The sequence below is a fragment of the Sphaerospermopsis kisseleviana CS-549 genome (assembly GCF_028329225.1).
GTDB classification, from domain to species: domain Bacteria; phylum Cyanobacteriota; class Cyanobacteriia; order Cyanobacteriales; family Nostocaceae; genus Sphaerospermopsis; species Sphaerospermopsis kisseleviana.
The window spans coordinates 1-14360 of the sequence record NZ_JAQMTI010000019.1 but is presented as its reverse complement, the minus strand read 5'-3'; the positions used below and the strand labels follow the sequence as shown (position 1 = coordinate 14360).

The following is a 14360-nucleotide window of genomic DNA, read 5'->3' as shown; positions in this document are numbered from 1 at the left end:
TTAGAGGCTGATAAACACAGAAATTAGTGCAAGGGTTTTGAAGGGTATACCGGAAAAAGTGTGCATTTTTTGGGATTTCAAGAGATGGCAAAGAAATTTTCCAATCTCCTCCTGACTCCTGACTCCTGACTCCTGACTCCTGACTCCTATGCCCTCACGGAAAGACTTTCTCAGCAACCCCTAAATATGGATTCTCAACTATGGACACTATGGACAGACTCAGTGAACTTATAGCTAAGACCGAAAAATTACTAGATCAATTAAAATCCACTTTTGAAATATATGAAGGATTTCAATATCAGAGAGATGATAGAAACGTAGAATGGCAAAACTTCCGAGAAAAAATATCTCAGGATCAAATAGAAATATTAACAGCAATAGCTACACAAGAAAACCTGCAAGATACGATCAAAAAAATTGCCGAAAGAAATATTACCATGCCCAGCTTACTAATTGATGATATTAATAAAATAGCCTATGATACCCTGGGAGAAATAATTATTGAGACAAATAATGAAATACCAAAAATAGCTAATGACTATTTATTAATGGTGGAAACAATGATATCAAGCCTGTAGGGTGCGTTGGGTGGTGATAATTTTTCACAAAACAAGCTACAAACCCAATGTAACGCCTCAATTATATCATCAATTCGGTGCTTTACGCTGTCGCTAACTTACCCTACTGTTCTAATTTGGAAGTCACAATAAATCTTATTTTCCTAACAAATTAAAGAATGTTTCTTTATCCATACCAACATCTTGAATAATTCCCATTAAAGTACCTTGTTTAATATCTTTACCCGAATGAATAGGAATCACAACTCTATGCCCATCATTATGCTTGTAAATCGCGTGACTTCCCTTTTGACGATCAAAATAAAAACCTATTTTTTCAATAACTTTAATAAATTATTTAGCTTTGACACTCGGAAAAATACTCATACTAAAACACTTAATGGCTTAACAATAATATCTTCTTTAGGGATAGATTGACCATCAGCTATTAAACTTTCAAGATATAATTCAATAGCTTCTTGAATATTAGCGATCGCCTCTTCAAAAGTATCTCCTTGAGAATGACAACCTTTCAAAAGAGGACAAAAAGCATGATATCCTCCCTCTTGTTCTCTTTCCAGAATAACGGTGTAATTATAAACTTGTTTGCTATGATTACTCATACTGTAATTTCCTCATTAATCACTTTTTCATTATAAACCATCTTTTCAAATATCCTCTAAAACTACAACTAATTCCTCTCACCATCTATCCCCGCAACATCACCATTTTCCACCACTTCCATCACCTTTTCTCTCTCTTTCTTCCGATTATTCATAGCATTTTTAAACAACTTCAACTTATAAGGATCAGCATCTTTACACCAATATAATTTATATCCCTTAATCACAGTAAAATGTTCCTTTAAACATTTCTGCCACCCTGAAAGATGACTAATAATTTGCCAATTTTCAAACAGTCCTCTTTCCTCTTCCTGAAGCGTTAATTTTACCAACTTATCATACAATGGATAATCAGGAGTTACTAAAGTTTCTAATTGATGCAATACCGGCGGATCATCATCAACATCATATTCTCTATAGGTAACTTGTAAATCCCGTAAATCAATTTTCATTGATCTATATAATGTCGGGTGAGGTTCATGATCAAAATCAGGATAACACAAATAGGAAATCTTTGGTGTTTGCAAATGGAATTTAATCACATTTGCTTCTTCTAACCTACCAATAGTCCGACTAGCGCAACCTTCATATAATCGTAATAAAGGATCAAGTGCTTGTAATGCAGAAATATGAACCCAAAGAGAATTATTTAATTTTTTCCCAATTTTACTTTCTTGACAACGTTGAATAATTAACTCTGTATTTCCCACACTTTTTAACATTTGATCCGCATCTGAACACGCCTGTTTATAACTACTATATAATCCTAAAACATCTTCTTGAACTGCTGGCGGTAGTTTTGATAATCTGGGACGATGACTAAACTTTGTTAATGCTAAATAAACTAATAAATCTTGACGACGTTTATCTGCGATCGCTTCCCATTCTTCTGAGTCTGTCGCTTTAATAATCACTTGGAAAGCTCGTCTTAAACTACTAAAATGTTGACAAATTTCCTCTTCTTGGGCTAACTCTCCCTTACCAGGTATTCTACCCCGTTCAGTCATAAAATTCATCAAAGGTGTTAACAATTCTCGATGTTCTTCAAACTTTTGAATACAAGCTCTCACTTTAGGAGTAGTAGCGCGAGAACGATAACGAGAAGCGCGAAATAATTCGGTTTCCGCAGGATCTCTAAAAACAAAATAAACCCCCAAAGCTATAGGAATAGCATCAACTTCCAAAACTTGATCAATGTAAACTTTTAATTCTTCTTGTTCATAATATTTTTGAAATGTGTTACGCTTAGTAATCACACCATCACCATAAGCCATTACACCTTTCTGAGAGTCTGATATTAACACCTGAGCAGATACCAACAGAACTCTTTGCGTCAGTTCCCAAGCTTTTATTAATGCTTCCCTACGTTCACCTTGATCTTCAATAACATTAATCACAAAACCAATATTCACAATATCCGCAGGTATGCGGGGAGCGTCTGGTAAATAATAAGGGTCCCAACCATTACTGACATAACCTTGATCTGCGATGCGCTGCATATCTCCACCATGTCCACAACCATAATCAAAAAAGGTGGTTTCTGAACCAAACAAACCTGCATCTAAAGCTAAACGCAAAGGTCGAGAAAAATCATGACGGATAATAGCAGCTTTATGTCTTTCAATTTTTGGTATTGTTGGGATTGAATCTGCTGAATTATTATTTGTGTTGTTATTTTTTCTTATAACTAAAGTATGTCCCTGTATTTCTACTCCGTATCTTTTTAACTTTTCTTCCCAACCCAACCGAGTACCAATACCCCTAGTATTGTAGAGTAAACCTAACGCTACTTGAGCGCGAGTTAAACTGGCAAACTCTTCATACAAAGGATAATCAGGAGTAACAAAAGTCTCCTTACGGTGAAGAATAGGCGGATTATCTGTATCTGTATAATCTCTGAAATTAAAAGTCAGAGTTTCTACATCAACTTGAATACTAGAATGTAAAGCTGGATGAGGATCGGTATCAAAATCAGGATAAAATAAGTAAGAAACCTTGGGTTTATTCGTGCTAAATTTAACAATTGTTGCCAGTTCCGCTTGGGGTGCGACACTGCGAGCTAGACTTTCATATTGCTGAAGTTGGACATCCAGTGTATGCAGCGCAGAAAGATGAATGTAAAAAGCATCTGGGAGAAGTTTGCCATATTGACTGTTATAGCAGCAAGCAGCGATGGTGCTAAATTCTATCTGCTTGGACGTTTGGCAAATTTCTTTAAAGGTGTTCAAGTTGTTCTCAGGCTTAACCATTGCACTCATTAGCAGAAAACTGCCAGTCATTCGATTTTAGATTTTAGATTTTAGATTGATTAGCCGGAATTTTAAGTAGGCTTTTGACAATCCAGAAATTATGGAAATTGGAAATTATTGGTCAAAAATAATTATTAACCCAGTTTTGATAGTAATTCTCCCATAATAAATTATGATTTTGTCTTTTTTGTCAATAATAAGATTTATTATTAACCAAGTGAGTCTGAACTGAGATTAATGTCACAATAAATAAATATAGGACTCCTATTGGAATTTTGAACAGATTCCGTACATCTGAAGAGTGGCAAAATCAAAGGTAGTGTGTCAAATAAACCACTCAAACATTCACTTTAAATGCGAGAATGTTGGTATCAATGCACAGAAACGCCTAACCCATGTTTTGGCTTATAATCCCAGAAGACACATTTTGGGTGTTGAAAATATTAGTAAAAACCTGCATCTTATTCTGGTAAAAAATCAGATTTGAGAACCAAGTCAGTATTAAAAGGACATTCCCCAGGAAACACAGATATAGATAAACCTGTTTCTGAAGCAGCTAAGTCTCTCGCTTTTTGATAACATTCATTGAATATTTCTAAATAGTAATTCCTTAAACTAGGACTATCTGCAAAATCATCCTCTAATCTGTTACGATGTTCTTTAATTGTTGTACGCCAGCTATTTGTCCTTTTTTCTGGTTGATATTGCCATTTGAGTAAGTGCATTAATAAAATTCTCAGGTTACTTTTAACTGATTTTTTATCATTATTCCCCATGCTTTCTATTTCAGCAATTAAATTTTCGATATCTAACTTATCAAATCTTTTTTGTTGTAATATTTTGATAGTTGATTCTACCCAAAGATGAAAATCTTGGTTGTAGAGAGATTCTGATAAATTTGGTAATGTGGTTTTCATAATCTTTCTCTCATATTTTTAACTCCAATATCCCCGACTCCTTTGATAACTTTATCGTGAATTAGAGGATTGATCTGAGAAGTCGGGGATCTAATCAAAAACAACACCGCGATAAATTTCTGCTATCGGTAATTCAACCCCAATTGACTCTAAAGAAATAGATTTTTCTAAATTATTAAAATCACTGAATAACCAACCTTGAGACAGTTTACTGTATTTTTCTATAAAAACTTCGTCTTGTTCAACTAATAAATATTCACAAAAACTGCTAATTGAACGATACATTCTAAACTTACTTTGTCGGTCATAATCTGCCGTCGAAGGGGATAATACTTCTATAATTAAAGTAGGATTTAAAACTTCATCATTGCGATTTTCATTTAATTGTGGTTCACCATCAAAAACCATCACATCTGGATATAATCCGCGTTTATATTCAGGAATCCATAACCGTAAATCACTATTAATTGGCTCAAACTGACTATCACGGAGCAGAAATTTTAGAAATGCAAAAATATTACCACCGATACGGCTGTGGTTGAGTGATCCTCCTGGCATTGGTACAATTTCTCCATCATGATACTCATTGCGTGTTTCAGCTTTTTCTTCAATGGCGCGATATTCATCTAAACTATAACGACGCTCAACAGTGGTAATCATTATACTGTCACCGATTATATTGAAGTCATTATGATTATAGCAGAATTACGGCTAATTGTCAGAATCAGGATGTCCAGGATTTAAGGATTTACAGGATGTGATTGGATGATGTTTTCACAGTTGTGAAAGATGTATAATCAGGTAAAAGGTAAAGAGTTAATAATTAACCATTACCCATTACCCATTACCAACTTAAAAAGCATTCATCAGATAAACCAAAGTAAAAAGAATAATCCAAATTATATCAACAAAGTGCCAGTAAATTTCCGCCATTTCAATGCCAGTATGTTGCATGGAATTATAATGATTTGGACCGAAAGACCGCACAAAAACACCTAAAATTAATAACAGTCCCACAAATACATGAAGTCCGTGAAAACCTGTCATTAAATAAAAGCAGTTAGCGAAAACATTGGTAGTTAAACCATAACCTAAGTTCATGTATTCATAAACTTGCCCTACTAGAAATACTGCACCCATTAAAAAAGTAATGAAGTACCAAAACCGCATCCAACCAACGCTATTTTTTTTGATTGCTTTATCACCGAAATGAATGATAAAACTACTAGAAACGAGGATGATGGTGTTAATGGTGGGTACTAATAATTCTACTTCTGTTCCTTCTGGTGGCCAGACTGCGGTAGTACCTTTAAAAAATAAGTAGGTGGCAAAAAATCCACCAAACATTAATGATTCAGAAATTAAAAAAGTTAATAGTCCCCAAACTCTTAAATCTGGGTGTTGTTCGTGTTCACTGGTGTGATTTTCGCTGGTTGTAATTGCTGTCATGCTATTTTCCTAATAAATTCTGATTTGTCTCACGCAAAGACGCAAAGGCGCAAAGAATTAGTTTTAAAATACTCTGCTTACCTTCGCGTACCTCTAAGTTTTAAGCTACAGTCTCTGTTACTGATGATTTATCATGGTTATGGCCATAGTCATAAGGACCATGAGTGACTACGGGTAAAACTTCCCAGTTTTCAATTATTGGTGGGGAACTGGTGGTCCATTCTAAGCTCAATGCTTCCCAGGGGTTATCTCCTGCAAATTCTCCTTTTAGCCAGCTATTAATGATGTTGTAAGCGAAGGGAATGACGGAAATACCCAAAATGAATGCGCCGATGGTGCAAAGTTGGTTTAAGCTGGTAAATTGGGGGTCATACATGGCAACTCGGCGTGGCATTCCTTGTAATCCAAGTTCGTGCATGGGTAAAAATGTTAAGTTTGTGCCAATAAATGTGAGAGCAAAGTGAACTCTTCCCCAGGTTTCGTTGATCATTCTGCCGGTGATTTTGGGGAACCAATGATAGATTCCGGCGTAAATTCCAAAGACTGAACCACCAAATAAAACGTAGTGGAAATGTCCCACTACATAATAGGTATCGTGAACGTGAACGTCAAAGGGTGCTGTTCCCATTGTTACGCCGCTTAAACCACCCATGACGAACATTGATAATAAACCAATGGCGAATAACATGGCGCTGGTAAACCGAATTTTTCCACCCCATAAAGTTGCCACCCAACCGAATATTTTGACTCCTGTGGGAACGGCTACTATTAATGTGGAAATGGTGAAGAACATTCGCATCCATCCGGGTGTTCCACTTGTGAACATATGGTGTACCCAAACGAATAAACCAACGACGCAAATAGCAACGCTGGAATAGGCGATCGCTTTATATCCAAATATCGGTTTTCGTGCATGAACGGGAATTACTTCTGACATGATCCCGAAAATTGGCAGGATCATTAAATAAACTGCGGGGTGGGAATAAAACCAGAATAAATGTTGGTAAATAATGACGTTACCACCTGCATCTGGTTTGAAGAATGATGTACCAAAGTTAATATCAAACAGCAGTAAAATTAATCCTGCTGCTAAGACTGGTGTAGATAAAAGTGCCAGGATGGATGTTGCTAAAATTGCCCAACAAAATAAAGGAATTTGATCCCATTTCATGCTGGGAACTTTCATCATTAAAATGGTGATGACGAAGTTTATTGATCCTAAAATTGAGGATGTTCCTACTAAGACTATCGCTAATATCCACATTGTTTGCGCGGTGTTAGCGGTGATTAAACTTAGTGGTGGGTAAGCTGTCCATCCAGATTGAGAACCACCGAAAAAGAAGCTACCTAATAATAGTAATCCTGCGGGGGGGTTTAACCAAAAAGCAATGGCATTTAATTTAGGAAATGCCATATCTCTAGCACCTACCATTAAGGGTACTAAATAATTACCAAAACCACCGATCGCGCTAGGAACAATCCAGAGAAAGATCATGATTGTTCCGTGATTTGTCATGAAGGCATTATACAGATTTGGATCAAGTAAGTCGGAGTCTGGTGTGGCTAACTCGGTGCGGATAGCCACGGCCATCAAACCACCAATTAAATAAAATATAAATGCTGTCACCAAATATTGAATACCAATCACTTTGTGATCAATATTAAAGGTGAAATAATCATACCATTTCCAAGCTTGGAGATGTTGAGTATGGGCAACCAGTAAAGTCTTTTGTTGACTATTATCTGGTGGTATGTTGGGTGAAAATTCTGTTTGGGTCATGCGATTTTGGATTTTAGATTTTAGATTTTAGATTTTGGATTTTCAGAAGTCAGGAGTTAGGAGTCAGGAGTCGTAGGGGCGAAGCATTCGGATGACAAATTATCAATTTTATGAAAAGGCTATTTTCCTGTAAGGGCGAAGCATTCGGGCTATAAATTATCAATTTTGATCACAGGTTATTTTCCGAATGCTTCGCCCCTACTTCGCCCGTACAGGAGTCAGGAGTCAGGATAATTAAGAATAAATCATCAGATCATTTCTTTCCTATTACCTATTACCTATTACCTATTACCTATTACCTATTACCTATTACCTATTCCCTTCTTCTACTAATGACTGCATATTCTCTGCATTTATTCCCATTTCCTGAACATAAGGTTCAAGAAATTCAGAAGGTGATAAATTATCAGGATTGACTGCTATAATTTGCTGTGGTTCTTGTTTTTGTGCCAACTGATTTTCGGTTAACCAGTTATTAAAATCTTCCGGACTGTGAACTACAACTTGTGTCCGCATTGAACCATGATAACCACCACATAATTCTGCACAAACTACGGGATAAACACCTGGTTTTGTAGCTACAAATCTTAGTTCTGTGGGTACACCAGGAATTGCATCTTGTTTTAACCGAAATTGGGGAACCCAGAAGGAATGAATAACATCATCTGCGGATAAATTTAACTGCACATCTGCACCGACGGGAACATGAAGTTCTCCAGCAACTATGCCGGTTTCAGGATAGTTAAATAACCACGCAAATTGTATTCCTTTAACATCAACTACCAAGTCTGCTGGTTTATTTTTAGTTTGGGGACTTGCACCGATGCCAATATTAGGAGCAGCTAAAGATTGAGATTGAGAATTATCATTCATACTAGCTGCCATTGCCGTACCAGAAACATGAGCAACATGATGAGGATGAGTACCCGGTTCTAAACCTCCCATTTGGTTATAAACATCTACGCTGTAGATACCTAAACCAATGACAATGACACTGGGAATAGCTGTCCAAAATATTTCTAATGCTAAGTTGCCTTCTATCGGTACACCATCACTATTGTCTCCAGTACGACGACGGTAGACAAATAGGAAAATTAAGATTGTGCCTTCGACTATTAAAAATAGTGCGATCGCAATGGTAAACATGACATTAAAAAAGCCGTCCACCAAAGGCGCTTGTTGTGATGCTTGTTCTGGTAATAAATGATGATGTTGACCTATCCAAATACTAATAGGGGCAATGAACATCCCCGCTAATAGTGTCCACAATGACACAGGAACTTTTTGCATACTACCTGCTCTTTATCAATTAACAATTATCAGTGGAAGTCGGGTGTCGGGTATGGGTCCTAGAAGAAGAAAAATTCATTCTTGAAAATGAGATACCATTCTCTTCTTACTGTCACCTGTCACCTGTCACCTGTCACCTGTCACCTTTTTTCCTGACTCCTGACTCCTCAATTTTTACTTATTACCGTTCTAACTTGTAAGTCATCAAAATTGGGTAAACTTCCAGATTTTTTTCACATCTTGCTCACAAATATTACAAAAATATTACAAATTATATTTTTTCTCCTGTTTACCTTGACTCAAAAACCCAATTTATATACAATTAGCCTTTTTTATGATTAATTATGGCAACAGAATTAATCAGTCATGGGATTTTAGCTTTTGGTGAACTTCTCATTAAAATCACCATAATTTTATCATTAAGGTAATGAACCCTAACAAGTTTAAATCTATGTTTTTGTTAATCCTAAAATTTTTAATATTTTTTTAACTAATTAGGCAAAGTTAGGTAAGGATTGAGTATTCCCCTCTAAATGAACTTTCATCAATCAGTGATGCTGATGTCAGGAGTTAAACAATTTCTTTTCTCCTTGTAACTTACTGACTGTAGTTGATGCCCATAGGTATTACTGGTCTAATGTTGTATGGGAATAACAATTTTTGGGACAAATGCGAGAACAAGCTTCACAACCAATACAGTTTTCTGGGTGAGCAACTACCATCACCTTGCGTTCAATTTCTTCATCATCTTCATCTTCTACAAATTCACCTTCTTCATTCAATGCCATCAACCCTAAAACTGTGTAACCACATACTTTAATACATCTGCCACAACCAATACATTTATCCTTGTCAATTTCTGTAACAAATTTAGGTGTCCAAGACTTACCGCCAAATGTCAATCCTGTTAATGTTGCCATGAATCTAACCTCAGCAATTTCGCTTACAATTTTCTTGGTGATTTACTCTTAATAGTAGCCTAATATTTTGGCATTTTGCTGATAAAAGTTAACTTTTTTATCAAGTTTTGCTGACTTGAAAAATCATGTCAATTTATCTCGAATAATTTTCTAGGCTAGATGCAATTTTTTATTAAAAAAGTCTCTACTCGATCCTTAGTATTCAAAGAGAAAATCCAGTTATTTTTCAGATAAAGATAATTTATATCCTGATATTTTTATTGATAGGTTTTCGCAAAAATCAACAAGTAGAAAATAGTCCATAAGGTTAAAGTAATAATTTTGACAGTATTTGCAGATACTAAATAATCAACAATCAGAAGTAAACAGTTAGTGAACAGGAATTTAAACATTAACTAATTAAAAACAATTTCCAATTTTTATGATGTTATTTAAAAACAGTTTTTGTCAAGATTTCCTGTGAAAGCAGAACACAAATATTAAAAAAATTCTCCAAGCTCATTATGAACAAACTTAGCGAAATCTTTATGAAATGTATAGTTAATGAAGAAGCAATGAAGCCTTACTTTCAAAGTCCCAAAGAGGTGACAGGTAAAAATCAACAGTGAACAGTCAATACTCAAAGACAATAACTGTTAACTGAATAACTGATCTTGTCATGGAGATAATTTGGTAGCAAGTTATGAATCAAGACGAGACATCGAGGGTAGACTTGAGCCAAACATCTCAGCAATTAGACTAGGAAGCAGCCTTATGCCTTATACAATTCCTAACAAAAATTGCGATGGATGTGATAACTGCCGCCCCCAATGTCCTACGGGTGCAATCAAAATCGAAAATAACGAATATTGGATTGATCCTTGTCTTTGTAACAATTGTGAGGGTTATTATCCAGAACCGCAATGTGTAATTGCTTGTCCTACAAATTCCCCCATACCCTGGCAAGCAAAAAAAGGCAGATGCAAAGTTGAAGCGCGAGAACCTACCAGTCCTAATTTGTTTTCTAATGGCAAGAATCATCCCTTTGCTTCGGCAATAGTTATTTGGGAAGCTTGCAACTTATTAGCACAACGTAAATCATTACAATGGGAAACAGATGCAGCAGGTAATTTACACTATAGCCGACAAGTTAATCAAGGTCGGGGTGCAATTTCTTTTCAGCTTCAGGACTCATTTCAAGTTAGTAACCGGGCTAAAAATTTACCAACAATTGAAAATCTTGATCTTCGAGCTGCTTGTATTCATCTGATTTTTGCTGCCTATGCTACAACTTTAGATCAACCCTGGGAACAAGAGTTTTCAATTGATGAGCGACAATTTGAAGCATACTTGGGATTAGAAAAACGTAAAGACCTCAACAAAACCGCCAAGTTATGTTTAATTAAAAACATCGTTCAACAAGCTTGCTCTCTGGTTGTTTCTATTGACTGGCAAGCAAGAGGTAAAGTTCCCGGTTTTTCTGTTAAAGAAAGTCCTTTGTGGCATTTAACAGATATTCATCATCATTTTCAGGAAGATGCACAGGGATGTAAATATTTAGTTGGGTTGACATTTAAAGTTAAAGCCGGTCTTTGGGCGCAGCATTTTTTAAATAAACAAGGCTGTAAAGAACGGACTGGTTTCTATCAATATGGTAGTCTGCCGAAAACGCTGTTAACTACTGTTATGAGTCTGTGGCAGCAACATGAAGGCGCAGTCAGATTGATGTTATGGTTACTTTTTAAAACCAAGATGGGTAGAGAACAACGGATTACTGTTCCTACTTTACTGCGTGTTGCTTATGGTGAGGAAAAAATTAACTTAGCTTCCAGATTGCGAGATGAACGTAAGCGTTTATTACGAACTTTTGAAAATGATTTGGAAGTTCTCAATCATTCTGGAGTTAAGCCAATTTTTGATCCTGTTACCTACCCCATAGAAATCCAACCGTTATGGGCAAAATTAGTTGATATTCCCGAAGATCCAGATGAGGCTTTAGAGTTTTGGATCAATGACGGTGGTGGTGATCATCGACTTACAGATAGCGGTCCCCGTGGTAAGTGGAATATGTTGATGAATGCCCGGATTTTATCTTTTGAATTACCACCAGAATGGGAAAATATCAGTGCAGATGCTGAGAAAAAAAAGCGGCGTAATGTGAGAAGTAAAAAAACCGTCAAAACTACGGATAATTTATTAGCTGAACAAGTATCTCAAGCCCGCAAAAGTATCAATATCTCCCAAAGAGAATTAGCAAAGTTAACAGGTAAAAGTCAAAGTTGGATTCGTGATGTGGAAAATGGTCGTCTGAAACCTAAACCTGAAGATCAAGCTTTATTAAGGAGGGTGCTGAATATTCTTTAACAGGACTTATGCAAAACAGAACGAAAGTAGGGGTAATTTAAAGTAGGGGTAATTCATGAATTACCCCTACGTAAGAATTAGGTTTTTAGTCCAATCTTGCATAAGTCCTATTTAAGTAACTAATACCCAGATCCCCGACTTCTTAGAGAAGTCGGGGATCTATCGGTAGGTAAACAGCGATCGCTATTGAGTGTTTTCTAATAATTAAATCTTATCTAAATCTAGAAACAGTTTTAAAATATATAAGTTTCCAAATTCTCCCTTTATATTTTCTTAAGATTTAATTGAGAATTATTTTTATTTATTAACGAGCTTGCAATACTTTCAGCCATCTGCTATGATTTAAGAGAATTTGTAAATTGTCCTATTGTGCCTATTTTTAAGATGTATCTTTTAGCACAAGTTCACAAGCCTTGACTGATAAACGCTTCAGGGATAGCCAAAAAAGAAATAACCCAAAAAATCAAAAATTTATCAAAAAATCCTGACACGAGATTTACCAAAATTCCCTGCTGTTGTTTGCGGGTGAGAAATAGGGGCATTGACAAATCAGACAATTTATGGTAATAATATTAAACCTTGAATGAAACAATTATCAATTGTCAATTTTCAATTGATCAGCGCCCAAACCACCACAGCCTGAGCGCTTAAATAGGTTGCAGATAAATTGATAATAGTTAATCTGCTAGTTATTCAAATTAAGCACGCGCCATTTGCATTGATCGGCAAGTTTCCGCACATCTACGACAAGCTGCGGCGCAATCTCTCATTTTGCTGTCATCGCTAATGGTTTCACAGGCAGCAGCACAGCGATCGCACATTTCCGCACACAGCATACAAGTGCGTTCCATAAATTCAGAACCACTCATCATCATATTTGTACACATCATGCACATTTCAGAGCAGTCACGCATTATGCTCATCATGCCCATATCCATGTACCTACCACCTTTGCTCATGCAGTAAGTCATGGTTTCCAAGCATATTTTATGACATTCCATGCAAGCATTCATGCAAGTTTGCATTTCCGTAGTCATGGATTCAGTCATCATCATCATCATAGCAAATACTCCTGATTTTTTGATGCGTATTTATAGTCATGAATTAGACTAATAACCACATTAACTACCGATGTTTCCAGGGTAAATAATAGGGGAAGCCCTGAATTGATCAGCCGATAATTCCGACAATGAATACTAACAACAAAATCAGAATCTTTCTTGCTACTTTGGCAGTAATTTCTATTGGAAAAGAAAACCGTTGAATATTCAAATCCCCGACTTCTTGAAGAAGACAGGGATCTATGGGCATTTGATTAAGCGTTATGTACTACTATTGGGGTAGAGTGCGACTGGCATAAGCATCCATCGCATAGGCAGGAGTGCGATCGCTGTAATCAATTTCCATCCCAGTAATAGACTTAGCCAACTGTGCAAAAGACTCAGAACGCCAGTTCCGTTCATGGATAGGCTTGCTTTGTTCACCCATGAAGTAAGCCAAAGAACCAATCACAGAAGCAGCAACCCAACCTACAACTAATAATGCAATTAAGATAGTCATCTTTAACCTCGTGTTTTTATTGTGTCTTAACTTTTGTGTCTTAACTTTTATTGCTTTATGTAAATAAATGTAACAGATTGTTTTCAAAATTGTCAAATGTTCCCCAGTTGTGCTAACCGATGTTTGTGGTAGAGTATTCCACACTCTCAGACTAAATAAATTACTGTACTACTATATAGTAGTTTGGTGTATAAATAAGATCAATTGCTGGTTAGAGAGGAACATTACCCATTAAACCTCTCTGAAAATCAATGTAGGGACAATTCATGAATTGTCCCTACGAATGGGTTTCAGGTTATGCACATTTCATTACCAGAGATGTCTATTACCAGCCTCAACAAAATCACCAGTAGCTGAGTAATTGTCTCTGCGTTCATGGGGAGAGCAAGTCCTAAGTTGACAATTTCATAGACAAAACTATACTTATATTGACAAAAATCAATATATTTTTAGGAAAAAATCAACTACTTGATATATAATACGGTGAAATCAAGTATTGAATTGAGACTATTGCCGACGCGAAAACCAAGCAATGATGGTGGTAGTCTTTTTCAGAAACTTAATTGGAACACGATCGCGTCTGGCTAAGGCGTGAAAGTCTACTGAGGGATAACTGCTCCCATGCTCCCGTTGAAGTAGAAAGTAAAGTCTAGTTTTGTCTAGGTTTTATAT

13 protein-coding genes are annotated in these 14360 nt (G+C 36.2%); 2 read left to right on the top strand and 11 right to left on the bottom strand.

Going from position 1 to position 14360, the window contains the following annotated elements; genetic code table 11:
- Positions 1–200 precede the first annotated feature (200 nt).
- Positions 201–578, top strand: a complete 378-nt coding sequence (locus tag PN497_RS01120) for a tellurite resistance TerB C-terminal domain-containing protein (RefSeq protein ID WP_096565810.1) — start codon at positions 201–203, stop codon at positions 576–578.
- Between the two features lie 135 nt (positions 579–713).
- Here PN497_RS01120 and PN497_RS01115 read toward each other — a convergent pair whose 3' ends face one another.
- From PN497_RS01115 to fdxB, 9 genes are all read right to left on the bottom strand, one after another.
- On the bottom strand, positions 714–899 hold the full coding sequence (locus tag PN497_RS01115; protein WP_272109332.1) for a type II toxin-antitoxin system HicA family toxin: 186 nt from the start codon (positions 897–899) through the stop codon (positions 714–716).
- Positions 900–940: 41 nt separating this feature from the next.
- Positions 941–1180: a type II toxin-antitoxin system HicB family antitoxin gene (locus PN497_RS01110; protein ID WP_096565808.1), complete on the bottom strand. Its 240-nt coding sequence runs from the start codon at positions 1178–1180 to the stop codon at positions 941–943.
- A 68-nt stretch (positions 1181–1248) separates the two neighbouring features.
- Positions 1249–3429, bottom strand: coding sequence for a DNA phosphorothioation-associated putative methyltransferase (locus PN497_RS01105; RefSeq protein WP_096572573.1), 2181 nt, complete (start codon positions 3427–3429; stop codon positions 1249–1251).
- 461 nt (positions 3430–3890) lie between these two features.
- Positions 3891–4346, bottom strand: coding sequence for a DUF29 domain-containing protein (locus tag PN497_RS01100; RefSeq protein ID WP_096565806.1), 456 nt, complete (start codon positions 4344–4346; stop codon positions 3891–3893).
- A 90-nt stretch (positions 4347–4436) separates the two neighbouring features.
- Entirely contained in the window at positions 4437–5006 is a 570-nt protein-coding gene (locus PN497_RS01095; RefSeq protein ID WP_096565804.1) for a Uma2 family endonuclease, read from the bottom strand.
- Positions 5007–5198: 192 nt separating this feature from the next.
- Positions 5199–5795 carry a cytochrome c oxidase subunit 3 gene (locus PN497_RS01090; protein ID WP_096565802.1) on the bottom strand — a complete coding sequence of 199 codons (597 nt, stop codon included), beginning with the start codon at positions 5793–5795 and terminating at the stop codon, positions 5199–5201.
- A 100-nt stretch (positions 5796–5895) separates the two neighbouring features.
- Positions 5896–7575 carry a cytochrome c oxidase subunit I gene (gene ctaD, locus PN497_RS01085; protein ID WP_190348147.1) on the bottom strand — a complete coding sequence of 560 codons (1680 nt, stop codon included), beginning with the start codon at positions 7573–7575 and terminating at the stop codon, positions 5896–5898.
- A 309-nt stretch (positions 7576–7884) separates the two neighbouring features.
- Positions 7885–8865, bottom strand: coding sequence for a cytochrome c oxidase subunit II (locus tag PN497_RS01080; protein WP_096565800.1), 981 nt, complete (start codon positions 8863–8865; stop codon positions 7885–7887).
- A 626-nt stretch (positions 8866–9491) separates the two neighbouring features.
- Positions 9492–9785, bottom strand: coding sequence for a ferredoxin III, nif-specific (gene fdxB, locus PN497_RS01075; protein WP_096565798.1), 294 nt, complete (start codon positions 9783–9785; stop codon positions 9492–9494).
- Between the two features lie 753 nt (positions 9786–10538).
- Between fdxB and PN497_RS01070 the strand changes: the two genes are divergently transcribed.
- Positions 10539–12128 (top strand): helix-turn-helix domain-containing protein, encoded by a 1590-nt coding sequence (locus PN497_RS01070; RefSeq protein ID WP_096565796.1) that lies wholly within the window; start codon positions 10539–10541, stop codon positions 12126–12128.
- A gap of 698 nt (positions 12129–12826) precedes the next feature.
- On the opposite strand, the gene PN497_RS01065 is transcribed toward PN497_RS01070, so the two are convergent.
- A complete protein-coding gene (locus PN497_RS01065) occupies positions 12827–13189 on the bottom strand; it encodes a four-helix bundle copper-binding protein (protein WP_096565794.1) in 363 nt (120 codons plus the stop codon).
- A gap of 271 nt (positions 13190–13460) precedes the next feature.
- Positions 13461–13688, bottom strand: a complete 228-nt coding sequence (locus PN497_RS01060) for a photosystem II protein, Psb35-related (protein WP_096565792.1) — start codon at positions 13686–13688, stop codon at positions 13461–13463.
- Positions 13689–14360 lie beyond the last annotated feature (672 nt).